The organism is Coprococcus sp. AM100_B19A (assembly GCF_027662015.1).
Taxonomy (GTDB): domain Bacteria; phylum Bacillota; class Clostridia; order Lachnospirales; family Lachnospiraceae; genus Allocoprococcus; species Allocoprococcus comes.
This window is the reverse complement of the sequence record NZ_JAQDKN010000006.1, coordinates 189,622-214,783: the sequence shown is the minus strand read 5'-3', so window position 1 is coordinate 214,783 and position 25,162 is coordinate 189,622. Positions and strand designations below refer to the sequence as shown.

Sequence of the window (25,162 nt, the reverse complement as noted above, 5' to 3'; positions counted from 1 at the left end):
CCACAGAATACGTATGTGTATATGGAAACAGTGGAAACTTCCAAGAACAAAGAAAAGAAGCAGGCTGTTTCGTGATTACGGTATCCGTTATCAGAACAGCCGCACACACGACGGAAGAAAGGTTTCACTTTGGAAAGAAACCGAGCAGACGGCGTGACAAACGGTGTCAAAGGTGTCAATGTTTTTGAGAGCAGCACGCTGTGAAAAACATTGTCACCATCGTCACACTTTGACACCGGATAAAGTTTAGGGGAGTGTGCAGAGAGTGCCTTTTCAAAGGCGGCTCTTTGGTCTCGCCTGCTGGCTCGGTCGGTTCGCAGGCGTGTGTGCCACCGGCACACGCTCACCCCTCGGAGAGCCTTCGGAGAACGCAAAACCTGTTTACAGGTCGCATTTTTGATGGGTGTACCCGTCAAAAGTGCTTTTGCGTTACTTTTGACAAAAGTAACAAAACCTGAGAATGTTGAAATTTACAGATGGGAGATGAAAAAATGCAGAGAACGATAAGTGCAATGGTCGGTAAAGGCTCGGTCAATCACAATAGCCGAAAGTTCCGAGCAGAAAATGTAGACGGAACTCGTACTCATCTCAATATCGACTACTGCAATGAAAATATAAAGACAGTTTATCACGAATTGTTTGATGAAGCATTGGAAAGATACAATGCCAAGCAGATAAGGTCAGACCGAAAGATAAAAGATTATTATGAAAAAATCCGAAGTTCCAAGCAGGAAAAACCGTTCCACGAAATCATTTTACAGGTGGGCGGTAAGGGAAATATGAACGCCGATACGGAAAACGGAGAACTGGCAAAGCAGATTTTAGATGAATACTATCAGGGTTTTCAGGAGCGAAATCCACAGCTTCGGGTGTTCTCGGCTCATCTGCATATGGATGAAGCTACACCACATCTGCACATAGATTTTGTACCTTTTACCACAGGCAGCAAGCGTGGACTTGATACAAGAGTGTCACTAAAGCAGGCTCTTGCAACGCAAGGTTTTAAGGGCGGCAGTCGTGGCGATACGGAGTGGTCGCAATGGATACAGTCCGAAAAAGAACAGCTTGCGGCGGTGATGGAACGTTATGGGATTGAGTGGGAACATTTAGGCACACACGAAAAACATCTTTCTGTTTTGGATTATAAAAAGCAGGAAAGAGAAAAAGAAGTGGCGGCATTAGGTGCGAAAATCGAGCAGAAACAGATTGAATTTGATGTGTTGTCGGAACGAGTATTGAACTATGATAAGGCAAAAGACGAGCTGTCAAATCTTGAAATAGAGCTTGATACTGCACCGAAATATCAGTTGCCAGAACCAGAGAAATTTATGACTGCAAAGGCATATAAAACCAAAATGGCAGAGCCGGTTGTAAGGAAATTGAAGCAACTTGTCAAAACGGTGCTTGCCCGCTGCTTTGAGGGGTGGGACAACTATCATAGGCTGAATACAGCGAATGCACAGTTATACCGCACCAATCAGCGTTTGGAGAAAGTCAATGAAAGATTGACCGAAGAAAACAAAATCCTAAAAGCAGAAAATAAAGATTACAGCCTGCTCCGTAAGGTTTTTGGTCGCAAACAGATAGATGATTTGTTGGAGCAGGCAAGAACAGTTAAAGGTCGCAAGCGTGATAATACACGATCACGATAGACAAAAATCACAGGAGGAAAAGGAAAATGACAAAGACAATTTTTGAAGAAATGGGCGGAACTTATAGACAGGTGGGTGATTATTTATTGCCGAACATCACAGTACCAGCCGAAGAAGAAATAGAGCCGATTGGTTTATGGGGGAAACGACATGCAAGGCATTTAAAGGAACACTATAAAGTGTTATATATGAACCTGCTGACAAGCGGAAAGCTGCATAGTTATCTTGCAGAAGTCGATAAGCAAGCAGAGGATATGTTTCTTCGACTGGTAAAGGAATATGCCGACAGACAAGATGTGACGGAACAATTAAAGAAAGATAATCCCTACGAATGGATTGGAAGAATGAATAATATTCAGGCTTGTGTGAGGGAAGTTGTAGGAACGGAGTTGATTTACACATAAGCGTTTTACGGTATGGTGCTCCTGCGTTTGCTGGAGTGCTGTGGTTGTGGTTGTAAAGAGGTTGTGAAAGATTGAATTTCGTAATGGTTGGATGTATAATTAGGAAGTGAAAATTTTAATTTGCACTTCCATAAGGTGAAATGTATTGACACAAAAAATACAGTATGATAGTATTGCCATTAGAAGAAAGAAAGGCACATTTTGTGTAAGGTGAGGAAATGATTAATAGATAATTTGATTTAAGTAAGACACATATAGTTATTGAGCCTGTAGAGAATAGGTTTGTTTTGTGTACGCTTAAGTTGGATTATCGCAAGAGGCATTTCCTTTGTTTTCCTTTTGGAAAAGAAATAAGGGTCTATTTAGCGAGTCTATTTTTGCGTATGCAAAAAAGACTCGTTTTTGTGTGTTCAAAATAATAATTGGCTCAGACTTCGAAAAGGAGAAACTTTAATGTTGCAGATAAAAAAATTAAATTTAACACATAAAAAAGACCTGAGAATAATTCTTAATGATTTCAACCTTGTGCTAAATGATGGAGATAAGGCAGTTATTATTGGAGAAGAGGGAAATGGGAAATCGACATTAATGAAGTGGATATACAATCCGTCGCTTGTAGAAAACTATATAGAAGCAGATGGGGAAAGGATAATGGGACACGAACGTCTTGGTTATCTTCCGCAGGAGATGCTCGATGAAGATAAGGAAAAAACAATATACGAATATTTTTCTGAAGAGGAAATATTCTGGGAGAAAACGCCTAAAGAATTGTCTGTTATTGCGGGAAAATTTGGAATGAAAAATGATTTTTTCTACAGTAACCAGACAATGGGTAGTCTTTCAGGAGGCGAAAAAGTCAAGACACAACTTATGAGGCTTTTCATTCGCGATGTTTCTGTGCTGTTGTTGGACGAACCTTCCAATGACATCGACATTGCGACGCTTACATTACTGGAAAAAATCATAAATGACTGGAAGCACATTGTGCTTTTTATTTCACACGATGAAACGCTGATAGAGCGTACTGCCAACATGGTGATACATATCGAGCAGATTATACGAAAAACAAAGGCGAGATATACCGTGGCAAAGCTTCCCTATAGACGCTATGTGGAAGAACGGCTTCATAAATTTGAAATCCAAAAACAGCGGGCACTGAGTGACCGTAGGGAGAAAAAGATTCGCGATGAAAAATATCAAAGAGTTATGCAGAGTGTACAAGGTGCATTAAGAAGTTGTACCAGACAAGCACCGTCTGTTGCCAAAAACTTAAAGGACAAAATGCATACGGTTAAGGCAATGGAACGAAGATTTGAAAAAGAAGATGAAAATATGACTCAGATGCCGGAACAGGAAGAAGCAATCTTTGTCAAATTAGGGGATGAAAACTCACACATTCCCGCAGGAAAAACGGTCATAGAATATGAACTTTCAAAGCTTGTGACTCCGGATGGCAAAAGAATTTTAGCAGAAGGAATTCATTTAAAAATAAAAGGTTCAGAAAAAATCTGTATGATAGGAGCCAACGGGGCAGGAAAAACGACTCTTCTAAAAAAGATAGCGGAAGAACTCCTAAATCGGAATGACATTAAAGCAGAATATATGCCTCAAACTTATGAAGACCTGCTGGATTTGGATGTTACACCGGTTGATTACCTTGATAAAACAGGAGATAAAGAAGAGCGTACAAGAATTAGAACATACCTTGGTTCACTTAAATACACACCAGATGAAATGGAGCATCCGATTCGGGAGTTATCAGGCGGACAAAAGGCGAAAGTGCTTCTCTTGAGGATGAGCTTAAGTGGTGCAAATGTTCTTATTCTGGATGAACCGACAAGAAATTTTTCACCATTGTCCGGTCCGGTAATAAGAAAAATGCTCCGAGAATTTCCGGGGGCTGTCATTAGCATTTCTCACGATAGAAAGTATATTGAAGAGGTGTGCGATAAAATATATCAGCTAAATCCTAATGGATTACAGCTAATTGGTGATTGATAACAAAAAGGATGAAAGACTGACAAATTTCAGGCTTTTAGTGAGTTGGAAAGCATACAAAGATTTGAATTTGGAGGATAGATTATGGTACGTACAGAAGATGCATGTGAAATTATAAAATATGCTTTGCAAAACGAAATTAAAGTATATTTAGATGGCGGATGGGGTGTTGATGCACTTCTTAAAAGAGAATCAAGAATACACAATGATATTGATTTGTTTGTTGAACTGAAACATTATCATGATTATATTTATGTGATTAAGCAGCATGGATTTGAGGAAGTAAATACTGATTATACAACGGATGGTCATACTGTCTGGAAAGATGATAAACAAAGAATCATTGATTTACATTGTTTTGAATTTACAGATGACGGAATTGTTTATGAGGGAGATATATTTCCATCAAAAACTTTTTCCGGTATTGGAAAAGTTGGAGATATAACTGTTTCTTGTATTGAACCATTGAGTCAGGTAATGCTTCATTTGGGATATGAACACGATAAAAATGATGTGCATGATGTGATGCTGTTGTGTGAAACATTTCAAATAGCAATACCAGATGAATATAAGGAAAAGTAAAATTTCAGTTTTGTGTTGAATCTCTAAGCAAAATAGCTTATAATTTGACATGCTACATATAGTTATTATCCACAGTTATCGAGTAGGTGTTATCAATGCCGATAACAAAATGATAACATTAGCTCGTATAGGCAGGATAATATGGATATATCAAATAATCAAAAGAACGAGAAACATTACAGAGAATAATTCCTAAACAAAAAGCGTTAGTCTTTGTAGAGTTTGAATAGTTGAAGCTGAGCTGTAAAGCCTTTGTTTACAAGGGTTTTACAGCTTTTCCTTTATAGGATTGCATTTTCATTGCATTATTTTTCTTCAACTGCTCTGTGATAGATTGCTGTATGTTGATTGCTGGTATAATTAGCAATGCTTTCAGTAGCAGATTGTACTTGTAATATTCCAGTCAGCTTTTTAGCAACTTCAAGATTCGTATTTGGATACAGATGACCATAAGTGCCGAGTGTTGTCTGTATTTTTTCATGTCCTAAACGTTCCTTGATAAGTAAAGGATTTTCGCCCATGCTGATAAGCAATGAAGCGTGTGAATGTCGCAAGGCATGAATTTTAATACGATGAACACCTGCTAAATTTGACAACTTTTCCAAAGCTCTGGGAAGCGTTGTTTTACTGGTTGGAGTTCCGTTATAACTTAGTACAAGTGGACAATCGGGAAGAACCTGTTGCTGAACACTTTGCCAAGCCTTTAGCTCATTGAGTGTATCTGAATCAATATAAATAGTACGGATACTTGCCTGTGTTTTCGGCTCAACGAATTTATAGTCCGTCATTGTTCGGTAATATAATGTTTTGGTAATGCTAAGCAAGCCTGTTTCAAAATCTATGTCTGACCAATGTAATGCTGACGCTTCGCCAATTCGCATACCAGTCATAAATAATAACCAGAACGATATAAACAGATAATGTTCATAATAGTCTTTCTTACAGAGTAAGGAAATAACCTTTTGAAATTCTTCTAATGTCCAGAAATCAACTTTGGTTTTCTTGCTTTTGATATTGCCTATCATACGAGAAGGATTTTTCTTCGCAATTCCAAGAACAATAGCTCTGTCAAATGCGATAGAAAGCATTCCCTGTACGATACGAATGTAATTAGGGCTAAAATCTTTTGCAAGTTTCAACTGCCAGTTTTGAACATGGATAGGTTCGATTTCGTCTGTTTCCATTTTGTAGAAATAGGAAAAATGTTTCTTGATGGTAGTAGCACGATTAAGATAAGTGCTTTCTTTTACCTGTGTTTTATACCATGGCAGGTAGGTTTCCTCTATAAATTGCTGAAAAGAAACGCCATCTTTTTTTGTTGTTAATTCTTCGGTAGAAGCTAACACCAGTTTTGAATATTCTTCCTTTGCTTCTTTTTTCGTTCTGAATCCACTTCGGTATTTCTGTATCTGTTTTCCGGTAATGGGATTGTAGCCTAAATTAGCTCTGAAATAATAAGTTCCGTTATCTGCTTTCTTAATAGGGTCTTTTGCCATGATTTCACTCCTTACATGATATGCAAGAAGTACAATCAATCGTTTGTGTCTGATAATGTAATCCCTAATAATTCTTCCACGGCTTCTTTGGGTACTCTGTCCAATTTACGGGATTGGTAATAAGTATGCCCTTTTTCAATCATAAGTTTTTTTGCTTTTCTTATGATGTCTGCCGAGAAAGAAGTTCCATAACCTAGTGCTATGAGGTCTTTTTTTGTTACGGTAATCATAATCCTCCTTTCCATAGACCAGATAAGGAAATCTCAATATCTTGTCTATCAGTATATCAAATGATGAGCAAAAAAGCTCTATTAAGATGATTTTTTCTTGCAAAATCGTTGTTAGATAGTTTTACAAGCAATCAGACGGCTTCGGCAAGCTCCGCTGGTATCTCAACCATTCCCATTCCTGTGGGCTGAACCGTGTCATACGGGTGTATCATTATCCTGTGTTGCAGGTCATGGCAGAACGACTTTTCCAACGGTCGCTCCCAGATCATTGCATGAATCGCTATCTCCCGATTGGAAAAGTCACGGCGTACAACCTCTGATGGCTCACTGCAAGCACAAACGTATCTGACTGCTTTATTCACTTGTCAAAGAACTGTTCCATTAAAAATATCAGCAAGAGAAGAAGCAATTTCTTCTGTCGGTCCCATGACCTCTGTAACATAAGTATCTGCTGTAAAAAATCCTAAAATAAATATTCCAATCATACCACACCAGTAAATAGAATTATGTAACAACTGATATTTTTCCAGTTTTAATAATTTATCCATAAAAAACACCTCCGGTTATTTCAAGTCTGTATGTAAAAAAGCACTACCTGCAATGAAATATAAAATAAAATTCCATAAAAAATCTACAAACAAGCAAAAGTTTGTCGAATAGACTTTTTGCAATGAAATTAACCTAAGTTGTCCCATTGGTATTATTCTGCTGATTATTTGTGCAGATTCACTGTTCAGCAAAAAAATCATAACAAAAAATAAAACCATTGAAACTGTCAGTGTTTTCCCCATATCACGAAAAATAAAAGCAAAAAACATCGGTAATGCACACAGTGTTATCATGGCAAACAGAGTTAGTAAAACCATAGTATATGTGCTATCATTGCCGTGTATCGAAAGGATGTAGAAAAATGTATTCAGTTGATAAAAGAAGTGTTGATGGAGTCACAGAAGCCATGGAAGATGGTGAAATCACCTTTATATTACAGATATGCGGATACAGTACAGGGAAAATCTTTTTCAGGAGTCGGAAATAATTTTGTTCGTGCATTAGCTACAGAAATTGAAAATAAAGAAGAGTATGAATTTTTGAAAGGGAATAAAGAACTGGAGGCGATTTTTGCTCAATATTTGAAATAGATTGTGATAAAAATATATAGAAATGATAAGAGCTATAAAAATCTACGTTGAATTTTACAGCTTTTTGTGTATAATAAAAGTAGAAGAAACAATTTGAAATCAAAGGAAGGAGCTGAAAGAATATGGCAAATATTTTACCAGTATCTGATTTGAGAAATTATAACGAAGTCCTAAAAAACTGTCACAAAGGAGAACCGGTATATCTGACCAAGAATGGCAGAGGACGTTTCGTTGTCATGGATATTGAAGATTATGAGCGTGACCGTGCAGAGAAAAAGCTTCTCTTGAAGCTGCAGGAAGCTGAAGAAGCAGTGAAAGATGGCGAAGGTTGGCTGGATCTGGACGAACTGAAAGCACTTGTGGGGGAATAAGATGTTAAAATTGCGGATCAATCCGATTGTTGCAAAGGATTTGAAAAACATCCGAGATTATATTGCTGAAGATAACGAAGAATATGCAGCAAAGACCATAAAGGAAATTTACGGTAAATTTGAAAACCTTCAGATGTTTCCTGGAATGGGATCGGATCTTTCTAAAAGAGTCAGCTTTCGGACAGATTATAAATATGCGATATGGGAAGATTATGTGATTATCTACAAGGTCGGTAACGAATATGTAGAGATTTATCGTGTAGTTAACCGATATCAGGATATCACGAGAATCTTTGATTGATAACAGAGATGTGATAACAAATTGATAGCACCGTTCAGTACAGCCTGGGAACTTTGGACAGTGGAACACATATAAAACCAGATAGAACCATAATTACTATACAAAAGTGTATAGTGACGAGATTTTATTTGCGAGTTTGAATAACGGACTAAAATGCCGAAAGCCTGTATTTATGCGGGGTTCCGGCATTTGTTTTATCAAATGGCTCTGGTTTGGCTTTATTTGTGGGGAGAGTAATGACTTTCATAAATCAATATATTGCGTTGCTAGGTTGATTAGGAGAAAAGATGACAGATAATGAAAAGAGATTTATAAAAAGTATATTTTCGGGAGACAGTAGTGGACATGACTATTATCATACGATACGAGTATATAAACTGGCTACTAAAATCGCAAAACAGGAAAATGCAGATGTTAAAACAGTGCGGTTGGCGGCTCTGTTACATGATGTGGACGATATTAAGCTTTCTCCGGACACTTATGCTACCAAGAAAAATGCAGTTGATTTTATGACAATTAACAAAATAGATGGTAAAAGGATAGAGGCGGTATGCAAAATTATAGATGAAGTTTCATTTGCAGGAGCTGATTCAGTCGTACCTGATACCATAGAAGGAAAATGTGTGCAGGATGCAGACAGACTTGATGCTATAGGAGCTATTGGAATTGCCAGAACACTTGCATATGGTGGTAGTAGGGGAAGAAAGATTTATGATCCGGAAATAAAACCTAAAATGGGAATGAACAAAGAAGAGTATCGGAATAATCAAGATTCTACAAGCATTAATCATTTCTATGAAAAGTTGCTTTTGTTGAAAGACATGATGAATACGACTGAGGGAAAGAAACTGGCAGAACATAGACAGGTTGTAATGCAGGAATTTCTGAATGAGTTTATGCTGGAATGGGAAGGGAAAATGTGATGGAAGTAAAATTTTATGATACAGTTAATGATGAACTATTGAAATTTGCAGTAATTATCTCACAGAGTAACGGCAAGTGGGTATTTTGCAAACATAAAGAAAGAGATACATATGAAGTGCCGGGAGGGCATAGAGAAGCTGGGGAGGATATTTTTGAAACAGCTAAAAGGGAGTTGCAGGAAGAGACTGGGGCTATCAAATTTGAGATAAAACCAATATGCGTATATTCGGTGACAGGTAAGACTAGAGTAAATGATACTGGTGAAGAAACATTTGGACTGCTTTGCTTTGCAGAGATAACAGAGTTTGCGAAAGAATTACATAGCGAAATGGAGAAAGTTGTGCTTATGGATGAGTTGCCTGAGAACTGGACATATCCGTTGATACAGCCGAAATTGATAGAGAAGTATTTACAGGTAAAAAATAATTCTATAATTGGAGCAACAGTAACTGTCACAGTCGATAGACCATTAGGAAGTTATCATCCTGAATATAAGGATATGTATTATCCAATAAATTATGGTTACATTGAAGGAGTTATGGCACCAGATGGAGAAGAGCAGGACGCTTATATATTAGGTGTAAATGAACCAGTAAAGAAGTTTACAGGTAAAATTATTGCCATTGTTCGGAGAAAAGATGATATAGAAGAAAAGTGGGTAGTTGTGCCAGACGGAGTAACTTTTTCAAAGGAAGAAATCAGGAGACAGATTCATTTTCAGGAACAATATTTCGACAGTGAAATTGTGATGTAATATTAAGGAGATTGCTATGTCATTAGGATTAAAAAGAGGAATAGTGCAGCTTGAACCACATGATAAACAGTGGGATGAGGCTGCCATTTAAACAATCAAAATACTTAAATCTATATTAGGAGATGATGCTATTGATATACAGCATATTGGAAGTACAGCAATACCGGCAATTAAAGCAAAACCGATTATTGATATTGTCGTTGGGGTAACTGATTTTGATAAAGTAATGTTACATAATGAGCAATTACGACAAGTGGGAATATTTTATCGTGGTTCAGATGTGGAATGTCAGCTTCTTTATGTAATGGGCGATATGGAAAATGATACAAGAACGCACCATATTCATATTGTGAAATGGAACGGAACTGAGTGGAAAAATTATATTCATTTCAGAGATTATCTAAATGATAATGAGAATATGGCTTTGCAGTATCAGAATGTAAAGGAAGAATTGGAAAGTAAGTATGCAGATGATAGAGTAGCATACACTAATGGAAAGCAAGATATGATAGACATTATTCTTGATAACCAATAATTTTTTCCCTTGCATAAGCATTAGTTCTTATGTTAGGATACTATCTAAGGAAAGTACCCATGACAGGGCGTTAAGCGTCCGGGGGACGCTTGTTTAGCGCCGACCGGAGCGGAGCGTAGTGGTAGCCTCCCGAGTTTTATGATACCGGGCAACCGGAATACATAGGAAGGGAGGTGGCGCCGATGACGGCTTAATGAGATCATTTCGATTTTCATTGGGATATTAGCATTGCTGATGTCCTTTGGTAGCTTGATTGTAGCGTTGCTTGCCTTTCTCGATAAGAGAAACAAGCGAAAATAAAAATGCCTATCCTGTCTGATCCACAGGATAGGCGGTGTCCTTAAGGATTTTCACATATATGGCAGGCTTTTAATGAACTTATAGAAAATGGACAACTTATTTCAAGTTCGGAAATATTTGAAGAATTAAAAGATGATGATATTGTAAAATGGGCAAAGGAATACAAAGATGCTTTTTTGCCTTTATCAAAGGAAGTACAGTTAAAGACTACAGAAATATTACAACAATTTCCACAAATAATAAAAATTCAAACAAAGGGAAGCTCAAATGGAGATCCATTTTTGATTGCAACAGCTATTTTAGAAGATGGTGTTATAGTAACTGATGAGGGAAACAAGAATAATGGAATATCAATGGTATGTGAATCATTAGGTGTAGAGTATATGAAACTTAATGATATGTTAGATGAGGTATTGGAGTAATGAATTAGAGGGGGAGAAATCCTTCTCTTTTTTGTTTGTATTATTCCGATAAACGATGTATAATCAAACTAGTTTTATGTTTCTACTTATGTATGATTTTGAAGAGGTAAGATTATGGAGTATTTAACGACTGTGGAATTATCAGAAAGATGGAATATCACATCACGTCGAATAGGTGTTTTATGTGCAGAGGGAAGAATTGAAGGCGCAATAAAAAAAGGTAAAACATGGTTAATTCCTTCGGATGCAATAAAGCCTGCGGATGGACGATACAAGAAAAATCAGAAAAGTAAGATGTAATACGAAATAGGATTTATAAATATATGAGAATATATAATTAAATGCAGAGGGGGTACTGATATGGCATTTGATTTTGGAAACGCAAATGAAGCACAGAGAAGTGCTATTTCAACAACAGATGGTCCGTTATTAATTATTGCAGGCCCTGGTACAGGAAAAACATATACATTAGTAAAGAGAATTGTTTATCTTATAACTGAAAAAGATGTGCTTCCTGAGAAAATATTGATTGCTACCCTTCTTCAGAAAGGCGAATATACAAAAGAAGAAAAACTGTTTAAGAAAAAGACTGACACGTTTTCTGGTGTATATTGGTGCTTGACTACAGCGATTTACCTTGCATGGAGCTTCTGGACGATGAGCTGGGATATTACATGGATTGTATGGCCGGTTGCAGGTGTTTTGTTTGCAGCATTGCTTGGTGTGGTGAAAATGGTGTTAAAGAATGGCAGTGAAACTCAGCACTATATTTAAGATGGAGTTAAGTTTATTTTCCGCATATTATACTCATCCAGAAATTCAAGTTTGTAACGAAGGTATTTGCGATGAAAGGAATTAAGATTGAGTTATTGGGGATTGCAATAATACCTTTAGGAATTGCTGTGACAACAAATAATTTTTGGGGATATGTCCTAGGTGTTCTTGGATTTGGCGTCGCTGTAGTTGGCTGTTTTCTAAAAGATAATCACTGATAACTTCTTGTTTGAAAAATTGAGTAAACGTAATATTGAACAAAAAAGAAATGCACAGTTCTTAGCTTATCGTGAACTGTGCATTTTTGTAAATAAATACTTTTAATTAGCCGATTACGGCATCCTCTGCTGTAAAATGTTCCAGAGAATTTTCTTTTACCTGAATGCAGATATAAGTAATTCCAGAAATATCGGATGCAAAAAACTGACGCTTTGCAGCAGGTGCGATTTTTAGCCAGTCTCCAGTTGAAAGGTTAATTTCTTCTCCATCAATTATGGCTTTGCCGTTACCTGAAAGAATTCCATAGATTTCTTCATTTTCTTTATGAGAATGAACAAACGGGACATTTGCTCCTGCAGGTAGTTCGTTTAAACTGATTTCTGCACCTGTTAAAGACAACTTTTCATGCAGCTCAATTCGGTTTTCCTTTCCAATAGTTGTTTTTGTGTAATTTGCCATAATAGTACCTCCATAGTTAATTTGTAGTTTCTGGTTGCTTGGTATTAGTATAGTGTGAGACACATACAAAAACAAGTACGCACCTTTTTGTAACTGTACACTCAAAAATGAATGTGTTACAATAGACTCGGAGGTGAGAATTATGCGAGCAAAAGAAGAATTACCGGAATGCCCAGTTGCAACAGCAGTATCTCTTATCGGAGGAAAATGGAAACTGCTGATTTTGCGTAACTTGAAAGAGCGTCCATGGAGATTCAATGAGTTACAACGAAGTATAGATGGTATTTCACAAAAGGTTTTGACAGATAGTTTAAGACAAATGATGAGTGATGGGCTGGCATATCGCCACGATTACCATGAGCAGCCACCGAGAGTTGAATACGGCTTAACGGAACTCGGAACAAAAATGCTTCCAATTGTTAATTCACTTGCTGACTTTGGTAACTACTATAAATCAATTATTGAACAGAATTAAGGACGTTAGTATTTGAAAAGCTTGAACAATTCCAGTTGATATTTCACATATTTTAGGAAATTTAATAACTGTTATATTTAATTATCAAATTCTTCGCAAACCCTTGAAAATACTAAGTTTGTAGCAAGTGAGCTTTCCCTTACTCTTTCCCTTGTGTTATATTCTCACATTGGTTTTCATGAACCTTAATATGGGAAAAAATAAGGGAAAGAAAATTTCATAACACAGTATAACAATAACGACATGGTGAACTGATTGAAATGTTTTCGATATTTAACTCTATAACTGATTATTAAAAGAAAATGGAGATAAGATACGATGAGAACAATTTATGCAGAATACAACATAAATCACGATAGTATTGATGTTTACACAAGTGCCGGATATATGCTTCGCATTGATTGCTGGAAAGCTGAAAAAAATCTAAAAACCACATACGGATCAGAATGTGCGCTTACTTCATTGGCTGTGGATGAGCCTTTGGAATATGCAAGATTATATCTTGAGGGTAATTTACAGATGTGGGTAGATGCAGAAGACTCACTAGAGTTATAATCCTTATCCATATAAATAATATGCAAATATATATCCCATCAATATAGCGAATATACTGAAATAAAAGTATCTTTATAATCAATTTTAACCAAAAGAATATGTTCTTAGAGGAGGTGTCTCCCGAAAGAACATATTCTTCTATTATGGGTAATTATAAATATAGAACATGCTTTTCTTGTGCTACAATTTCTTCACTATGAGTTACAACAATAACTGTTTTTCCCTGTTCACTTAACTCATGCAATATATTCATAACAATCTCACTATTTTTTTTGTCTAAGGAACCAGTTGGTTCGTCTGCTAATACAATCGAACATTTCTTTAGCATTAAACGAGCTAACGCAACTCTCTGCTGTTCGCCACCAGATAATTGATAGACTTTTTTGTTAATTACTTTCTGTAAACCAACTTTTTCAAGAGCTTCATTTATTGAAATATCCGTTCTACCTGATTTTTTTATTATTTCTAGATTTTCTTTTACTGTTTTGTTTTCCAAAAGGGCAAAATTTTGAAATAAAAATCCAACAACTTCTTTGAAATATTTCTGCTTTTTTCCTTTTTTTGCCACATCAAAACCATTCACAATAATAGAACCTTTGTCAGGAGTTTCAATACCTCCAATCATATTAAGTAAAGTACTTTTTCCGCATCCACTTTCGCCACTAATTACCAAAAAACGGCTATCTGGAATTTCCAAATGAAAATTTTTGAACAAAATTTTATCATTATATGCTTTGCATAGATTTTCAATTGTTATCATAAGCAACCTCCTTTTAATGATTTCGGTATGTTTGTTTTTTCAACAATTGTGATATTAAAGAAAATAATTGTAAATTCTATTAGTGCCATAAATGAACTAACAAGAATGCTAATTCCTACTTCAGTCTGTACCGATAATAAAGAATAGATAAGCATACCTACTAATATCACAAAATTTTCCACTACAATCATTTTAAGAAGTGTTTTGTGCCGTTCAAATAAACTATATCCAAAGATTTTCATCAAGGAAATTTTCATTGCATTTTCTCGGAACTCTAGTCTACTTACTGTAACAATAATCATAATATTTAAAAGCAATACAATCGTACAAAGAGAACTTAAAAATCCCACGAGTTTTATTAAAAATGTGTGATTATATAAATACTGTTCATGTACGTTTGTAATTACTAGCTGATAATTTCCAAGCATATCTTCATACTTTTTGCTGATATTTCTTAGCTGTTTTTCATCACATTGAAATAAAACTGCTCCTGCTTTATAGCTTTCAAGATACCCACCATTGACTGCTAAATCTTTGTTTGCCTGATAAATAATTATCGGATTTTTGCTTTTTTCGATACCATTTATTCTACTTGTATCTAAATAGGAAAAGTATTCTGTTTCGCTATACTCTATGTACTGAATATTTAATTGTTGTAAATTATCATGATTTAAAACATGGCTCAAGGAGTCATAGGCTAATTGCTTGTTTTTAGCAAAATATCTATTCTTTGGAATGAAAATAATCAAATCAGAAGATTCATTCTCTACTGCATTTATCTGCTTCGTAAAACCTTGTAACATATCTTTTGCATGATTATTTACATATATCACATCATTTTTATCATTTAAAATATTCAAGCATATTACAGGCTTTAATGTGTTATATTCATTCTTGTATAGTTTATTCCAAAAAGCTTCTTCTTTTTCAGCATTAAAATCAGTAGTCTTTACGGTAAAATAATTTGCATCATAATATTCTTCTAACAAATGTTCATTTGTAAATAGGTTATTATGAATACTACTAATATTAGTGGTAATTGTAAAAACAGCGGCTACCCCTGCTATAAATTTTAACGAATAAATTAAAAAATCCACTCCTCTTTTGTGTGTTGCATTTGCGAATGCCTTTCTAATATCAAAAAAGCAAAAAGAACAATATGGAATAGTGGAAAGAATAATTCCAATGGAATATAAAATTGTGACGAGTCTATTCTCATATGCTCCCGATATATAATTTGACAGCAATATTTTTGCAACAATAAATAATGCAATGTCAAAAGTTACATCGAATAAAGCAGCCTTAAATGCTATGAAACCAGCACTTTCTCCTAAGGAAACTCGTACAACAACCTCTTTTTTTCGCCTAACCACTTCAATTACATTTAGAACAATCATCAATGCAATAATCATACCCCATATAATAAAAATCATGTCCTTTTCCGTAGAATTCCAATATTCTGGATAAGTTAAGCTATATTTTTCTGATAATTTCTGATATGCAGAGATAATATTGTCCTCATTTCCTATGTATGAGATAAAGTTTTCATAACCCACAGAGGTACTTTGCAATTCTGAGAGATTATGAAATTTTACTTTCGTAATTCCGGAAACTAAAGCGGTATATTCTGATTCTTCTATGTTTGCAGTATTTTTTAATGTTTGTCTGATTACTTTATCATCGCCATAAATATGAAGTGTTGAAAGGTATTTATTATTGATTTCATTGTACTGAGAAAAAATATGTACATCATTCTCCGTTGCAGTTTCTGATACATCTTTCAGAAACTGCGACATATCTTCACTAGCAACTTCATAGCGTGATGACGTAAAATATGCTGTAGAAAAGTTCCAAAGCTGATCTTGAAATATTTCAGATTGCATAAGTATTCCAAAAATCAGGAAACAAAACAAACATAAGTTTTTAATTGCTTTCATTTATTTCAACCCCAGATTCCATACTTTATTTGCTTTTTCAAATATCGTAGTCAATATTGTGCTATTTTCATCAACAATCCATTGATCTTCTTGATCTTCAGCTTTTTTGCTACTTGACAACATAATTTGAGTATTCAAATCCTTATAGTCATTAAATAGCACGCCTTGACTTATTCCTTGGTGAAATGGTTTTATCCAAATAATTAGTGCATATCGAACATCTGACTCAGCTATCGCAAGATTTCCATTCCAAAGCAAATAATCAGGGACAGACACACTATACTGGAATCCATCTTTATCTGTGTAAATTTTTACTCCAGATTCTTCTATTTCAGGGAAGTCTTTCTGAAATTCGTTATATGGTTTATAACTCCCGAAGTACCAAAATAAATTATAGCAACAGAACAAAATAACCAAAACAATTCCTATATATTTTATTTTTTTCTTCATTTATATACACTCCACAAAAAAGAGTGGTTGGAATTCCAACCACTCAGCCATTATCCCGAACCTTTGTTTAGTAGCTATTACCGTAGGTAATACTATTTCCTTTATGAGCAACCTCAATTTTAGACCAATTACCTTTACCAACATTTGAACCCGAAAAAGAACCATTTCCATTCTTGACATATGCGTAATGATCTTTAGTTGAATGATATGCGTGTGCATAATCTTCATTAATAGCAAGAGTATTATAACCATAAGTCAAAACACCTTTTCCGTCATCAGATGTAGTGCTCAATTCCCACTTTTTATCAAATGTCTTATTCCCGTTTGTAACAGAAAATGCCATTACTGGAATTGATGAAGAAATTAACATTGCACTAATAGCTACCCCTACAATCACTTTCTTTGCTCTCATAAGTTTTACCTCCTTTGATCTGCTGTATTTCTATTTATATTTTATCAAATATTTTGTATCAAGTCAATCAGTATCTTGACTTATATAGCGTCGAATTGTAAGATATATTCCTTGTAAAATTAACCAAAAGAACAACAGATTTATTGATAATGCTTTTTTAATTACTTCTCCAAAATAAATGATGACAGCCGCACTTGTCAGTATCATCAGTAGGGTAATAACATCCCAACAGTTTTTCTTATATAATTCTATAACCTTTATTTCTATCAGTATTGCCAGTATCCCTGTCCCTGCCACACATATTCCAACAACCAATATCATCAATAACCAATATATGATTCCGGCTATAATCTCATTTGGAATTTTTGTGCTGATTTGTGCCACAGATTGCCCGGCATCAATCGTCCAACCGATAAAAGTTTGTATGAATGATGCTGCATCATGGAAGAATGATTTGCAATCGGAAAGGAACACATCTGACTGTACTGCCTGAAAAAGAGTGGTTGTCAGCGAATACCATGCAAGAAGGAACAAGGTTGTTTGGAACATTACCGTTTTTGCTTTATATTGTCCTGCAAGTTGCTCTTTTTGTGTTTCGTATCTTGCTTTTGCATTCTGATAGGCTGTCCGGTCACAGGCTTCGCATTTTTTATAGAGTACCGGCTTTTCTACCGGTATCTCTACGATTTTCTGATGTGTCCGGGCATAATCCCGTTGTTGTGTTAAGCATCGTATTTTATCTTGACATTCCTCTATCGTGACGTTTGCGCTTCGCAGCTTCTCTTTCTCGCTCCGCAATGCTCTGTCTGCCAGCTTCAAGTCGTTCTTTAATGCTTGAATATTCCCGGCTCTGTTCTCTTTGTTTAATTTCTCGTTCAAGGTCAGAGATTCGTTGAGCTGCGTCTTCAGTTCCACGATAAGCTGGTCTTTCTGTTCCAACTCTTCTTGTATCTCCTCGGTCAAGAGCAGAAGTTCTTCCAACTGTTCGGCGTTCTTTAATTCTCTGGATTCGTTCATCTATATCACGTCCTTTCTCTACCTGCTGTTCCAGTTCAGCAATTCGGTGTTCTGTTTCAGTAATAAACTGTTTTCGCTGTTCAGCTTCTGTGCCAATATCTGCCATTGCTGATTTTCGTTTTCCAAAAGTTCTATCTTCGTTTTCTGTTCTTCCATCTTGGAAAGTAGTTCCTCGGTATTTGGCAAAATGTTGAGCAGCTCGGATAACTCGCTGTTTAATTTTTGCAATTTCTGATTCTGTTCCTGCATAAGAGAGAGTTGGGTGTCCCGGTTCTGCATTTCCAGAAGCATTTCTGCCATTAAGGTCTGCTGTTCTTCGATTTGCCCAATCATGGATTCCATTAAGGGTATAATTTCCCGGCTTTCTTCTAATGTCATTTAATCGCTCCTTCCATAATGATAATGCACCTGATACTTTCCCAAAGGTGTCCAGTATCTTTTGCAATAACGTGTTTTGTTGTTTTATGATTTGATTTTCCGCTACTTTCCACGAACCTTTTATTTCCTGCCCGGCAAGAAACTTTTGTTCAATCTTTCTTGCGTCAGCACCTTCATGGATGGTAGGAATCTGGAGTTTTCCCTGCTTTTCGTAAGAACGGTGATCGACCTGATTATGCAAAGGCAGATGTTCATTACACACCTTTGCCCACTCGCTCCGCCACAGTTCACAGTTTTTTGGATTGTTCCATCCCGTAGCATCGGTCAGTACCCGTTTCCATTGCAGGCGGTTTCTTGCACCAATCTTCTGGATTCCGTTTTCATCTAATACAGGGATACGGATTCCATGACGGTCAGGGTTTTTCTTATCCTGCCACCAGTTCGGATGGGATTCATCAATCACGATATTTCCGCTTTTATCTCTGACAAAATCCCAATCTTTGACTTCTTTCTTCCCCCAAGAATGATCCGGGTTAAAAGGACGCATAGTTAGAAGCAGATGGACATGGGGGTTGCCATCCCCTTTGTCGTGGATACTCCAATCAGCGCACATTCCTCTATCTACAAAAGTTTTTTGGATATAGTCGGTTGTATATTGAATTTGTTCCTGTCTGCTCCATTCTTTGGGGAGGGCAAATTCAAATGACCTGCCAAGTTGGGCATCTGCACTTTTTTCAATCTTCAATACCTCATTCCATAACCGTTGTTTCTGAAATGTGATTTTAAATTTTTCTAAAGCAGCTTCTTTATCTTCTGACCTTTTGTATCGGACAGATTTTTGAAAGCGTTTTATATTTTCTTCTGGTACTATCTGCCATTCAGGAGGTGCGTTTTCGCACATCATCAGACTGGTGTAGACCACTTCTTTTTTAGAAGTGTAATAACTGATTCGCCCGGTTTCCTCGTTTTTCATCACATCCCCATTGAGATATGCGGAAGCGGAGATAACAGATTTCCCTTTACTTCGTCCGACTATTTTGATTGTGTAATGAAAAATCGCCATGTCTGGATTCCCCCTTTCTGCACATCCGGCATAGATTTCCGGCAACATTGCTTTCAGTTTTAGAAAAAGCAGTATTGCCGGAACGCCCTCTGCGTAAGAGTGCCCTGCGCATAGCAGCCTGCATGGAATGCGCCCCTCTGGCGAAGAGTGCCTCCTGCGGCATGAGCAGGTCTGGCTGAAAGCCCCGCCGACGGAACGAGCCCGGCAAGCGTGAGCGAAGACCGGTTGCCACTTGTGGCAAACTTATTGGGACGACCTCTGGTTGTCCATAAGTGCGCCCTTCATGAAAAAGCAATGAAGGGAATGAAAAACTCATCCCCCCCCCGCCATTACACTTCCTCCATATCGGTATGTGTTTCTTTCTGCATTGCCTTTGAAAAAAATTTCCCATTGGCTTCCTGCTTTTTCAGAAAACCAATCAGCTTTGGGATGTCCTCTTCCTCGATAGGCGCACCGAGAACGGATTCCACCGCACCGCCAACCTGACAGAGCCTATGGGTTCGTTTTTTACTTTCTTCGGCTTTCTTTCGTTTCAGAAGTTCTTTCTTCTGTGCTGCATATCGTTTTGCTTTTTCAAGGCTTTCCTGTTCCTTCTTTTCCATTTCAAGCATTCGTTCTTCATAACTTTTTGTTGATTTTGCCATGATTACATTCCCCTTTCTTTTACAAACATAAGTTCTCGGTTGCGTATCAGAAGAAGCACATGGTATAATCTTCTTGCGTGTAGGTATATCATGGCTTCGGTCTGATAGAACCTTTGGCGGTTTCTTTGGAAGCCGCCTTTTTAATTTGCCGCAGTTCTTGTTACGGCTTTTACATTTCCTCTATCCCTCAAATCACGACCTTCATTCGCTTCCATAAACATTTCCAGAATATCGGTTTTAATCAGGACTTTGCGACCAACCTTTAATACTGGAAGTTTCTTCCATTCTACAAGCTGTCTTAAGGTGTTTCTGCCGATTCCCGTATAGTCAGCAGCTTCTTCGATGGATAATGCAATTTTTCTTTGCGTCATATAATCACCTCCTTATAAATTGCATTATGCAATTCTTGTGATGTAAGTATATCCTTTTCATATCTTTTTGTCAAGCGTTACGAAATATTAAAAATAATTTTTAAGTTGCATATTGCAATTACAGAAAAACAATGCTATAATTCATACATACCGAAAAAGGAGGCAGTCAGCATGAAAGATAAAGAACTACGCAAGCTGATAGGCAGCAGAGTAAAACAGCGCCGTCTGGAATTGAATCTGACACAGCCTTATGTCGCAGAAAAGATGGGTGTTACCGCTTCTACAATCCTGCGTTATGAGAATGGTTCGATTGACAATACGAAAAAAATGGTGCTGGAAGGTCTTTCGGAAGCACTCCATGTATCTGTGGAATGGCTCAAAGGGGAAACAGATGAATATGAAACCGACATTACGGATAAGAGAGAGTTACAGATTCGTGATGCGATGGGAGATATTCTGGAACAGTTACCGCTTGCCCTTACCAAAGAAGAAGATGCTTTTTCAAAAGATTTATTACTGCTGATGTTAAAACAATATGGTCTGTTTTTGGATTCCTTCCAGTTCGCCTGCAAAAACTTCAAGGGGAATGCTGGTCAGACGGATATTGCCAAAACAATAGGGTTTGAATCGAATGATGAATATAATGAGATTATGTTCTTAAGGGAAATCACTCACACCATCAATGCTTTTAATGAGATGGCAGACGTTGTAAGGCTCTATTCCAAGAAACCAAAAACAGCAGAACAAAGGCTTGCAAATCTTTTATCAGAAGTCTTATACGAAGATTCCGAATCGGTATAGTAAGACAACCGGAGTTATGATATACTTACACGCACGAAGCATTTCATCAGTTCCGATTGTCTAATATCGAAAGGAGACATACGATTATGGCAAAAGGATCTGTAAGAAAAAAAGGAAAGAAATGGTACTACCGCTTCTATGTAGAGGACGCAAGCGGCAATCTTGTTCAGAAAGAATGCGTTGGAACAGAAAGCAAAAGTGAAACTGAAAAGCTGCTCCGTCAGGCAATGGATGATTATGAGAAAAAGAAATTTGTTGCCAAAGCGGAAAATCTCACAGTCGGACAGCTTTTGGATGTGTGGGCAGAGGAGGAATTAAAAACAGGTACGCTCAGCAATGGTACGGTGGAGAATTACCTCGGAACAATCCGAAATATCAAGAAACACCCATTGGCAGAACGGAAACTGAAAAATGTAACCTCTGAACATTTGCAATCCTTCTTCGATTTGCTTTCCTTCGGGGGAGTTCATCCCGACGGAAAAGAGAGAAAGGGTTACAGCAAAGATTATATCCATTCTTTTTCCGCAGTCATGCAGCAGTCCTTCCGTTTTGCAGTATTTCCAAAGCAGTATATTACGTTCAATCCCATGCAGTATATTAAACTGCGGTATCAGACGGATGAAGTGGATTTGTTTTCCGATGAGGATATGGACGGAAATGTCCAACCAATTTCACGAGAAGATTATGAAAGATTGCTTGCTTATCTGCAAAAAAAGAACCCAGCCGCAATACTTCCAATCCAGATAGCCTATTATGCCGGGCTTCGTATTGGAGAAGCCTGCGGTTTGGCATGGCAGGACGTAAATCTGGAAGAACAATGCCTTACCATAAGACGCAGCATCCGATATGATGGCTCAAAGCGCAAATATATCATCGGACCAACCAAGCGGAAAAAAGTAAGGGTTGTTGATTTTGGAGATACACTGGTAGAGATTTTCCGTAATGCCCGGAAAGAGCAGTTAAAAAATCGAATGCAGTACGGAGAACTTTATCACACGAACTACTACAAAGAGGTCAAAGAGAAAAACAGAGTGTACTACGAATATTATTGTTTAGACAGAACAGAGGAAGTCCCGACAGATTATAAAGAAATTTCTTTCGTCTGTTTAAGACCGGATGGTTGTTTGGAACTTCCAACTACTTTGGGGACTGTTTGCAGAAAGGTGGCAAAAACATTAGAGGGATTTGAAGGCTTTCATTTCCACCAGTTACGTCACACCTATACAAGCAACCTTTTAGCAAATGGAGCTGCCCCAAAAGATGTGCAGGAATTGTTGGGACACTCAGATGTCAGTACCACAATGAACGTCTATGCTCACTCCACAAGAGATGCGAAACGAAAATCAGTTCGGCTTCTTGATAAAGTGGTGGGCAATGACTAAAAAATTTCCCTTATTTCCCTTGTGATTATCTCATAAGGGCAAAAATAAGGGAAACTACATATCATTTCACTAATGGACAGGCGGGAAAGCCTATAAAATGGGGAAAGTTAGAGGAATAATTATATAAATTCCAGTTTGGAGAATTGAAAAAAACGGAATTTACCTATTAAGACATATAAACTGTTGACAATAAAGCTCCTATATAGTATGTTTTAATAAACTACTATATAGGAGCTTTTGTATGGAAATGAATGGAGGATTTCTTGTTACCAAAATAAAACAGCTTGGAGACCGGATTTTCGAGAAGATTCTCAGTGAAAAGAATATTGATGCGTTTAATGGAGCCCAAGGGCGTATTCTTTATGTGCTGTGGCAGAAGGATGGTATTTCAATCAGGTCACTCTCGACTAAATGCGGATTAGCGATAACATCTCTTACTACGATGCTGGAAAGAATGGAAAATCAAGGGCTGATAAGCCGTGTTCAGTCTGAAACGGACAAAAGGAAAACGCTCCTGTTTCTGACTGAGAAAGCACATGCCTTAAAGGGCGAGTACGATTCTGTATCTGATGAGATGGGCAGTATTTACTACAAAGGTTTTTCAGAGGAAGAAATTACCCGGTTTGAGGAATGCCTCGACCGCATCAGAAAGAATCTTGAGGAGTGGCAGAAGTCATGAGTATTTGTATCAAAGATCAGATTCAGAACATGAATATCGTCATTGGCTGCACAGTGGGGTGTACATATTGCTATGCCCGCAACAACGTGAAACGCTGGCATGTGATTGATGACTTCGCTGACCCTGAATTCTTTCCGGGTAAGCTCAAGATGATGGAAAAGAAACGTCCGCAGAACTTTCTTCTTACTGGGATGAGCGATCTCTCCGGATGGAAGCCGGAATGGAGAGACGAGGTATTTGCAAAGATCCGTGAAAATCCACAGCATCAGTTCCTGTTCCTTACCAAGCGACCTGATTTGCTGGATTTTGATACCGATCTGGAAAACGCATGGTTTGGCGTTACGGTGACGAGGAAAGCAGAACTGTGGCGTATCGATGCCCTTCGGAAAAACGTCAGAGCAAAACATTACCATGTTACCTTTGAGCCGTTATTCGACGATCCCGGCACAGTTGACCTTTCCGGAATCAATTGGATCGTTGTGGGCACCATGACCGGAGCTCAGAACAGGAAGATTCATACGGAGCCGGAATGGGCATGGTCTCTGACGGACCAGGCACATAAGCTCGGCATTCCGGTGTTTATGAAGGAAGACCTTGTCCCTATCATAGGGGATGAAAATATGATTCAGGAAATGCCGGAAGAATTTAATAAAGTGTTAGAGGTACAGAAATCATGGAAGAAGTAATAAATGGAATCCTCATTCGTGAGGTGGAAACAAAGAACATCATGACTAAGTCTAGTCTGCCGGTAGGCGGTTACTCGGTCAATCCCTATGTGGGCTGTACACATGCCTGCAAGTATTGCTATGCTTCTTTTATGAAGCGCTTTACCGGGCACAAGGAGGAATGGGGTACTTTCCTTGATGTGAAGCATTGGCCGGAAATTAAAAATCCGAAGAAATATGCCGGACAGCGGGTGGTCATCGGTTCTGTGACAGATGGCTACAATCCACAGGAGGAGCAATTCGGGAATACCAGAAAACTTCTGGAACAGCTGATCGGCAGTGACGCAGATATTCTGATCTGCACAAAGTCGGATCTTGTGGTACGGGATATTGATCTGCTGAAGAAGCTTGGACATGTAACCGTTTCATGGTCGATCAACACATTAGATGAAAATTTCAAGAACGATATGGATTCTGCTTCGAGCATTGAGCACCGTATCTCTGCTATGAAGCAGGTATATGAAGCAGGTATCCGTACAGTCTGTTTCGTATCCCCGGTATTCCCCGGTATCACGGATTTTGAAGCAATCTTTGAGCGGGTAAAGGATCAGTGCGATCTGTTCTGGCTCGAAAATCTCAATCTTCGAGGCGGTTTCAAAAAGACAATTATGGATTATATCGCCGGAAAATATCCTGATCTTGTACCACTTTACGACGAGATCTATAACAAGCATAACCGCAGCTACTTTGAAGCACTTGAAGTAAAAGCTGAGAAAATGGCTAAGAAGTATGATTGTGCCTTTGTGGATAATGAAATGCCTTATGGCAGAGTCCCGCAGGGACATCCGGTGATCGTAGATTATTTCTATCATGAGGAAATCCGTGGGACAGAGAATACCGGAAAAAGAAATCGCTAACTTCAAGTTTGTATATTTCATCAAAAGTTGCATATTTAAATAAATAAGGGGAGATGGTAAAATGAAAGCTCATGAATATTGGTTCAGTCACTATGG

At 37.5% G+C, this 25,162-nt stretch carries 34 protein-coding genes; 22 read left to right on the top strand and 12 right to left on the bottom strand.

What is annotated here, in order from left to right; all coding sequences use genetic code 11:
• Positions 1 to 512: 512 nt before the first annotated feature.
• The 4 genes from PGQ33_RS08460 (at position 513) to PGQ33_RS08445 (ending at position 4,636) form a co-directional block, all read left to right on the top strand.
• A complete protein-coding gene (locus PGQ33_RS08460; RefSeq protein WP_019190307.1) occupies positions 513 to 1,652 on the top strand; it encodes a plasmid recombination protein in 1,140 nt (379 codons plus the stop codon).
• Positions 1,653 to 1,678: 26 nt separating this feature from the next.
• Positions 1,679 to 2,056 carry a TnpV protein gene (locus PGQ33_RS08455; RefSeq protein WP_009247523.1) on the top strand — a complete coding sequence of 126 codons (378 nt, stop codon included), beginning with the start codon at positions 1,679 to 1,681 and terminating at the stop codon, positions 2,054 to 2,056.
• 453 nt (positions 2,057 to 2,509) lie between these two features.
• A complete protein-coding gene (locus PGQ33_RS08450) occupies positions 2,510 to 4,054 on the top strand; it encodes an ATP-binding cassette domain-containing protein (RefSeq protein ID WP_009247522.1) in 1,545 nt (514 codons plus the stop codon).
• 84 nt (positions 4,055 to 4,138) lie between these two features.
• Complete coding sequence (locus PGQ33_RS08445; protein ID WP_009247521.1) at positions 4,139 to 4,636, top strand: nucleotidyltransferase domain-containing protein; 498 nt, start codon at positions 4,139 to 4,141, stop codon at positions 4,634 to 4,636.
• 305 nt (positions 4,637 to 4,941) lie between these two features.
• Here the strand turns inward: PGQ33_RS08445 and PGQ33_RS08440 are convergent, their stop codons facing one another.
• The 3 genes from PGQ33_RS08440 to PGQ33_RS08430 all read right to left on the bottom strand — a co-directional run bounded on the left by PGQ33_RS08440 (position 4,942) and on the right by PGQ33_RS08430 (position 6,910).
• Complete coding sequence (locus PGQ33_RS08440) at positions 4,942 to 6,132, bottom strand: site-specific integrase (protein ID WP_055158674.1); 1,191 nt, start codon at positions 6,130 to 6,132, stop codon at positions 4,942 to 4,944.
• A gap of 35 nt (positions 6,133 to 6,167) precedes the next feature.
• The gene (locus PGQ33_RS08435) at positions 6,168 to 6,362 is read right to left on the bottom strand and encodes a DUF3173 domain-containing protein (protein ID WP_009265203.1); all 195 of its coding nucleotides are present in this window, start codon (positions 6,360 to 6,362) and stop codon (positions 6,168 to 6,170) included.
• 365 nt (positions 6,363 to 6,727) lie between these two features.
• Positions 6,728 to 6,910: a hypothetical protein gene (locus PGQ33_RS08430; RefSeq protein WP_270205593.1), complete on the bottom strand. Its 183-nt coding sequence runs from the start codon at positions 6,908 to 6,910 to the stop codon at positions 6,728 to 6,730.
• A gap of 390 nt (positions 6,911 to 7,300) precedes the next feature.
• Here PGQ33_RS08430 and PGQ33_RS08425 point away from each other — a divergent pair, with 390 nt between their 5' ends.
• The 11 genes from PGQ33_RS08425 to PGQ33_RS08370 all read left to right on the top strand — a co-directional run bounded on the left by PGQ33_RS08425 (position 7,301) and on the right by PGQ33_RS08370 (position 12,100).
• Positions 7,301 to 7,501 carry a hypothetical protein gene (locus tag PGQ33_RS08425; RefSeq protein ID WP_270205592.1) on the top strand — a complete coding sequence of 67 codons (201 nt, stop codon included), beginning with the start codon at positions 7,301 to 7,303 and terminating at the stop codon, positions 7,499 to 7,501.
• A gap of 122 nt (positions 7,502 to 7,623) precedes the next feature.
• Positions 7,624 to 7,872, top strand: a complete 249-nt coding sequence (locus PGQ33_RS08420; RefSeq protein WP_021905858.1) for a type II toxin-antitoxin system prevent-host-death family antitoxin — start codon at positions 7,624 to 7,626, stop codon at positions 7,870 to 7,872.
• A 1-nt stretch (position 7,873) separates the two neighbouring features.
• Positions 7,874 to 8,173 (top strand): type II toxin-antitoxin system RelE/ParE family toxin, encoded by a 300-nt coding sequence (locus PGQ33_RS08415; RefSeq protein ID WP_019163197.1) that lies wholly within the window; start codon positions 7,874 to 7,876, stop codon positions 8,171 to 8,173.
• Positions 8,174 to 8,460: 287 nt separating this feature from the next.
• Positions 8,461 to 9,096, top strand: a complete 636-nt coding sequence (locus PGQ33_RS08410; RefSeq protein WP_055248363.1) for an HD domain-containing protein — start codon at positions 8,461 to 8,463, stop codon at positions 9,094 to 9,096.
• A complete protein-coding gene (locus PGQ33_RS16820; protein ID WP_306464917.1) occupies positions 9,096 to 9,851 on the top strand; it encodes an NUDIX domain-containing protein in 756 nt (251 codons plus the stop codon). Before PGQ33_RS08410 ends, PGQ33_RS16820 begins: the two co-directional genes overlap by 1 nt.
• A 94-nt stretch (positions 9,852 to 9,945) precedes the next feature.
• Positions 9,946 to 10,386 carry a GrpB family protein gene (locus PGQ33_RS08395; RefSeq protein ID WP_243002816.1) on the top strand — a complete coding sequence of 147 codons (441 nt, stop codon included), beginning with the start codon at positions 9,946 to 9,948 and terminating at the stop codon, positions 10,384 to 10,386.
• 228 nt (positions 10,387 to 10,614) lie between these two features.
• On the top strand, positions 10,615 to 10,686 hold the full coding sequence (locus PGQ33_RS08390; protein ID WP_270205595.1) for a putative holin-like toxin: 72 nt from the start codon (positions 10,615 to 10,617) through the stop codon (positions 10,684 to 10,686).
• Positions 10,687 to 10,742: 56 nt separating this feature from the next.
• Positions 10,743 to 11,108 (top strand): DUF4411 family protein, encoded by a 366-nt coding sequence (locus PGQ33_RS08385; protein ID WP_270205594.1) that lies wholly within the window; start codon positions 10,743 to 10,745, stop codon positions 11,106 to 11,108.
• A gap of 114 nt (positions 11,109 to 11,222) precedes the next feature.
• Positions 11,223 to 11,408: a DNA-binding protein gene (locus tag PGQ33_RS08380; protein WP_118301011.1), complete on the top strand. Its 186-nt coding sequence runs from the start codon at positions 11,223 to 11,225 to the stop codon at positions 11,406 to 11,408.
• Between the two features lie 60 nt (positions 11,409 to 11,468).
• Positions 11,469 to 11,882 carry a UvrD-helicase domain-containing protein gene (locus PGQ33_RS08375; protein ID WP_270205591.1) on the top strand — a complete coding sequence of 138 codons (414 nt, stop codon included), beginning with the start codon at positions 11,469 to 11,471 and terminating at the stop codon, positions 11,880 to 11,882.
• A 71-nt stretch (positions 11,883 to 11,953) separates the two neighbouring features.
• Complete coding sequence (locus PGQ33_RS08370) at positions 11,954 to 12,100, top strand: hypothetical protein (protein ID WP_008373708.1); 147 nt, start codon at positions 11,954 to 11,956, stop codon at positions 12,098 to 12,100.
• A 106-nt stretch (positions 12,101 to 12,206) separates the two neighbouring features.
• Here the strand turns inward: PGQ33_RS08370 and PGQ33_RS08365 are convergent, their stop codons facing one another.
• A complete protein-coding gene (locus PGQ33_RS08365) occupies positions 12,207 to 12,560 on the bottom strand; it encodes a cupin domain-containing protein (protein ID WP_117824071.1) in 354 nt (117 codons plus the stop codon).
• A 142-nt stretch (positions 12,561 to 12,702) separates the two neighbouring features.
• Here PGQ33_RS08365 and PGQ33_RS08360 point away from each other — a divergent pair, with 142 nt between their 5' ends.
• Both PGQ33_RS08360 and PGQ33_RS08355 read left to right on the top strand, forming a co-directional pair.
• Positions 12,703 to 13,035, top strand: a complete 333-nt coding sequence (locus PGQ33_RS08360) for a winged helix-turn-helix transcriptional regulator (RefSeq protein WP_008373705.1) — start codon at positions 12,703 to 12,705, stop codon at positions 13,033 to 13,035.
• A gap of 318 nt (positions 13,036 to 13,353) precedes the next feature.
• Entirely contained in the window at positions 13,354 to 13,590 is a 237-nt protein-coding gene (locus PGQ33_RS08355) for a DUF6061 family protein (protein ID WP_004843528.1), read from the top strand.
• A 151-nt stretch (positions 13,591 to 13,741) separates the two neighbouring features.
• Here PGQ33_RS08355 and PGQ33_RS08350 read toward each other — a convergent pair whose 3' ends face one another.
• The 8 genes from PGQ33_RS08350 to PGQ33_RS08315 form a co-directional block, all read right to left on the bottom strand.
• On the bottom strand, positions 13,742 to 14,350 hold the full coding sequence (locus PGQ33_RS08350) for an ATP-binding cassette domain-containing protein (RefSeq protein ID WP_005608342.1): 609 nt from the start codon (positions 14,348 to 14,350) through the stop codon (positions 13,742 to 13,744).
• Positions 14,347 to 16,287, bottom strand: a complete 1,941-nt coding sequence (locus tag PGQ33_RS08345; protein WP_005608344.1) for a DUF1430 domain-containing protein — start codon at positions 16,285 to 16,287, stop codon at positions 14,347 to 14,349. Before PGQ33_RS08345 ends, PGQ33_RS08350 begins: the two co-directional genes overlap by 4 nt.
• Complete coding sequence (locus tag PGQ33_RS08340; RefSeq protein ID WP_004843525.1) at positions 16,288 to 16,737, bottom strand: hypothetical protein; 450 nt, start codon at positions 16,735 to 16,737, stop codon at positions 16,288 to 16,290.
• 67 nt (positions 16,738 to 16,804) lie between these two features.
• On the bottom strand, positions 16,805 to 17,149 hold the full coding sequence (gene mdcF, locus PGQ33_RS08335) for a broad-spectrum bacteriocin mediterrocin MdcF (protein WP_008402210.1): 345 nt from the start codon (positions 17,147 to 17,149) through the stop codon (positions 16,805 to 16,807).
• Between the two features lie 63 nt (positions 17,150 to 17,212).
• Complete coding sequence (locus tag PGQ33_RS08330; protein ID WP_005608347.1) at positions 17,213 to 17,947, bottom strand: DUF6040 family protein; 735 nt, start codon at positions 17,945 to 17,947, stop codon at positions 17,213 to 17,215.
• Positions 17,886 to 19,607 carry a MobA/MobL family protein gene (locus tag PGQ33_RS08325; RefSeq protein WP_270205590.1) on the bottom strand — a complete coding sequence of 574 codons (1,722 nt, stop codon included), beginning with the start codon at positions 19,605 to 19,607 and terminating at the stop codon, positions 17,886 to 17,888. Before PGQ33_RS08325 ends, PGQ33_RS08330 begins: the two co-directional genes overlap by 62 nt.
• A gap of 329 nt (positions 19,608 to 19,936) precedes the next feature.
• Positions 19,937 to 20,251, bottom strand: a complete 315-nt coding sequence (locus PGQ33_RS08320) for a hypothetical protein (RefSeq protein ID WP_005608351.1) — start codon at positions 20,249 to 20,251, stop codon at positions 19,937 to 19,939.
• Positions 20,252 to 20,391: 140 nt separating this feature from the next.
• On the bottom strand, positions 20,392 to 20,622 hold the full coding sequence (locus PGQ33_RS08315) for a helix-turn-helix domain-containing protein (RefSeq protein ID WP_004843519.1): 231 nt from the start codon (positions 20,620 to 20,622) through the stop codon (positions 20,392 to 20,394).
• A gap of 171 nt (positions 20,623 to 20,793) precedes the next feature.
• Between PGQ33_RS08315 and PGQ33_RS08310 the strand changes: the two genes are divergently transcribed.
• The 5 genes from PGQ33_RS08310 to PGQ33_RS08290 all read left to right on the top strand — a co-directional run bounded on the left by PGQ33_RS08310 (position 20,794) and on the right by PGQ33_RS08290 (position 25,066).
• A complete protein-coding gene (locus PGQ33_RS08310; protein ID WP_005608353.1) occupies positions 20,794 to 21,423 on the top strand; it encodes a helix-turn-helix domain-containing protein in 630 nt (209 codons plus the stop codon).
• 86 nt (positions 21,424 to 21,509) lie between these two features.
• Entirely contained in the window at positions 21,510 to 22,805 is a 1,296-nt protein-coding gene (locus PGQ33_RS08305; protein ID WP_005608354.1) for a tyrosine-type recombinase/integrase, read from the top strand.
• Between the two features lie 241 nt (positions 22,806 to 23,046).
• Positions 23,047 to 23,484, top strand: a complete 438-nt coding sequence (locus PGQ33_RS08300; protein ID WP_004844961.1) for a radical SAM mobile pair system MarR family transcriptional regulator — start codon at positions 23,047 to 23,049, stop codon at positions 23,482 to 23,484.
• On the top strand, positions 23,481 to 24,170 hold the full coding sequence (locus PGQ33_RS08295; protein WP_270205589.1) for a radical SAM mobile pair protein A: 690 nt from the start codon (positions 23,481 to 23,483) through the stop codon (positions 24,168 to 24,170). The genes PGQ33_RS08300 and PGQ33_RS08295 overlap by 4 nt, the downstream gene beginning before the upstream one ends.
• Complete coding sequence (locus tag PGQ33_RS08290) at positions 24,158 to 25,066, top strand: radical SAM mobile pair protein B (protein ID WP_117835112.1); 909 nt, start codon at positions 24,158 to 24,160, stop codon at positions 25,064 to 25,066. Before PGQ33_RS08295 ends, PGQ33_RS08290 begins: the two co-directional genes overlap by 13 nt.
• The last annotated feature ends 96 nt before the right edge of the window (positions 25,067 to 25,162 follow it).

Coding starts and splice junctions, on each gene's coding strand:
- PGQ33_RS08410 (WP_055248363.1), top strand. CDS start 8,461: ATGACAGATAATGAAAAGAGATTTATAAAAAGTATATTTTCGGGAGAC.
- PGQ33_RS08380 (WP_118301011.1), top strand. CDS start 11,223: ATGGAGTATTTAACGACTGTGGAATTATCAGAAAGATGGAATATCACA.
- PGQ33_RS08455 (WP_009247523.1), top strand. CDS start 1,679: ATGACAAAGACAATTTTTGAAGAAATGGGCGGAACTTATAGACAGGTG.
- PGQ33_RS08420 (WP_021905858.1), top strand. CDS start 7,624: ATGGCAAATATTTTACCAGTATCTGATTTGAGAAATTATAACGAAGTC.
- PGQ33_RS08290 (WP_117835112.1), top strand. CDS start 24,158: ATGGAAGAAGTAATAAATGGAATCCTCATTCGTGAGGTGGAAACAAAG.
- PGQ33_RS08305 (WP_005608354.1), top strand. CDS start 21,510: ATGGCAAAAGGATCTGTAAGAAAAAAAGGAAAGAAATGGTACTACCGC.
- PGQ33_RS08415 (WP_019163197.1), top strand. CDS start 7,874: ATGTTAAAATTGCGGATCAATCCGATTGTTGCAAAGGATTTGAAAAAC.
- PGQ33_RS08300 (WP_004844961.1), top strand. CDS start 23,047: ATGGAAATGAATGGAGGATTTCTTGTTACCAAAATAAAACAGCTTGGA.
- mdcF (WP_008402210.1), bottom strand. CDS start 17,149: ATGAGAGCAAAGAAAGTGATTGTAGGGGTAGCTATTAGTGCAATGTTA.
- PGQ33_RS08360 (WP_008373705.1), top strand. CDS start 12,703: ATGCGAGCAAAAGAAGAATTACCGGAATGCCCAGTTGCAACAGCAGTA.
- PGQ33_RS08325 (WP_270205590.1), bottom strand. CDS start 19,607: ATGGCGATTTTTCATTACACAATCAAAATAGTCGGACGAAGTAAAGGG.
- PGQ33_RS08370 (WP_008373708.1), top strand. CDS start 11,954: ATGAAAGGAATTAAGATTGAGTTATTGGGGATTGCAATAATACCTTTA.
- PGQ33_RS08440 (WP_055158674.1), bottom strand. CDS start 6,132: ATGGCAAAAGACCCTATTAAGAAAGCAGATAACGGAACTTATTATTTC.
- PGQ33_RS08375 (WP_270205591.1), top strand. CDS start 11,469: ATGGCATTTGATTTTGGAAACGCAAATGAAGCACAGAGAAGTGCTATT.
- PGQ33_RS08450 (WP_009247522.1), top strand. CDS start 2,510: ATGTTGCAGATAAAAAAATTAAATTTAACACATAAAAAAGACCTGAGA.
- PGQ33_RS08365 (WP_117824071.1), bottom strand. CDS start 12,560: ATGGCAAATTACACAAAAACAACTATTGGAAAGGAAAACCGAATTGAG.
- PGQ33_RS08435 (WP_009265203.1), bottom strand. CDS start 6,362: ATGATTACCGTAACAAAAAAAGACCTCATAGCACTAGGTTATGGAACT.
- PGQ33_RS08310 (WP_005608353.1), top strand. CDS start 20,794: ATGAAAGATAAAGAACTACGCAAGCTGATAGGCAGCAGAGTAAAACAG.
- PGQ33_RS16820 (WP_306464917.1), top strand. CDS start 9,096: ATGGAAGTAAAATTTTATGATACAGTTAATGATGAACTATTGAAATTT.
- PGQ33_RS08445 (WP_009247521.1), top strand. CDS start 4,139: ATGGTACGTACAGAAGATGCATGTGAAATTATAAAATATGCTTTGCAA.
- PGQ33_RS08340 (WP_004843525.1), bottom strand. CDS start 16,737: ATGAAGAAAAAAATAAAATATATAGGAATTGTTTTGGTTATTTTGTTC.
- PGQ33_RS08355 (WP_004843528.1), top strand. CDS start 13,354: ATGAGAACAATTTATGCAGAATACAACATAAATCACGATAGTATTGAT.
- PGQ33_RS08430 (WP_270205593.1), bottom strand. CDS start 6,910: ATGGATAAATTATTAAAACTGGAAAAATATCAGTTGTTACATAATTCT.
- PGQ33_RS08320 (WP_005608351.1), bottom strand. CDS start 20,251: ATGGCAAAATCAACAAAAAGTTATGAAGAACGAATGCTTGAAATGGAA.
- PGQ33_RS08345 (WP_005608344.1), bottom strand. CDS start 16,287: ATGAAAGCAATTAAAAACTTATGTTTGTTTTGTTTCCTGATTTTTGGA.
- PGQ33_RS08295 (WP_270205589.1), top strand. CDS start 23,481: ATGAGTATTTGTATCAAAGATCAGATTCAGAACATGAATATCGTCATT.
- PGQ33_RS08460 (WP_019190307.1), top strand. CDS start 513: ATGGTCGGTAAAGGCTCGGTCAATCACAATAGCCGAAAGTTCCGAGCA.
- PGQ33_RS08425 (WP_270205592.1), top strand. CDS start 7,301: ATGGAGTCACAGAAGCCATGGAAGATGGTGAAATCACCTTTATATTAC.
- PGQ33_RS08350 (WP_005608342.1), bottom strand. CDS start 14,350: ATGATAACAATTGAAAATCTATGCAAAGCATATAATGATAAAATTTTG.
- PGQ33_RS08315 (WP_004843519.1), bottom strand. CDS start 20,622: ATGACGCAAAGAAAAATTGCATTATCCATCGAAGAAGCTGCTGACTAT.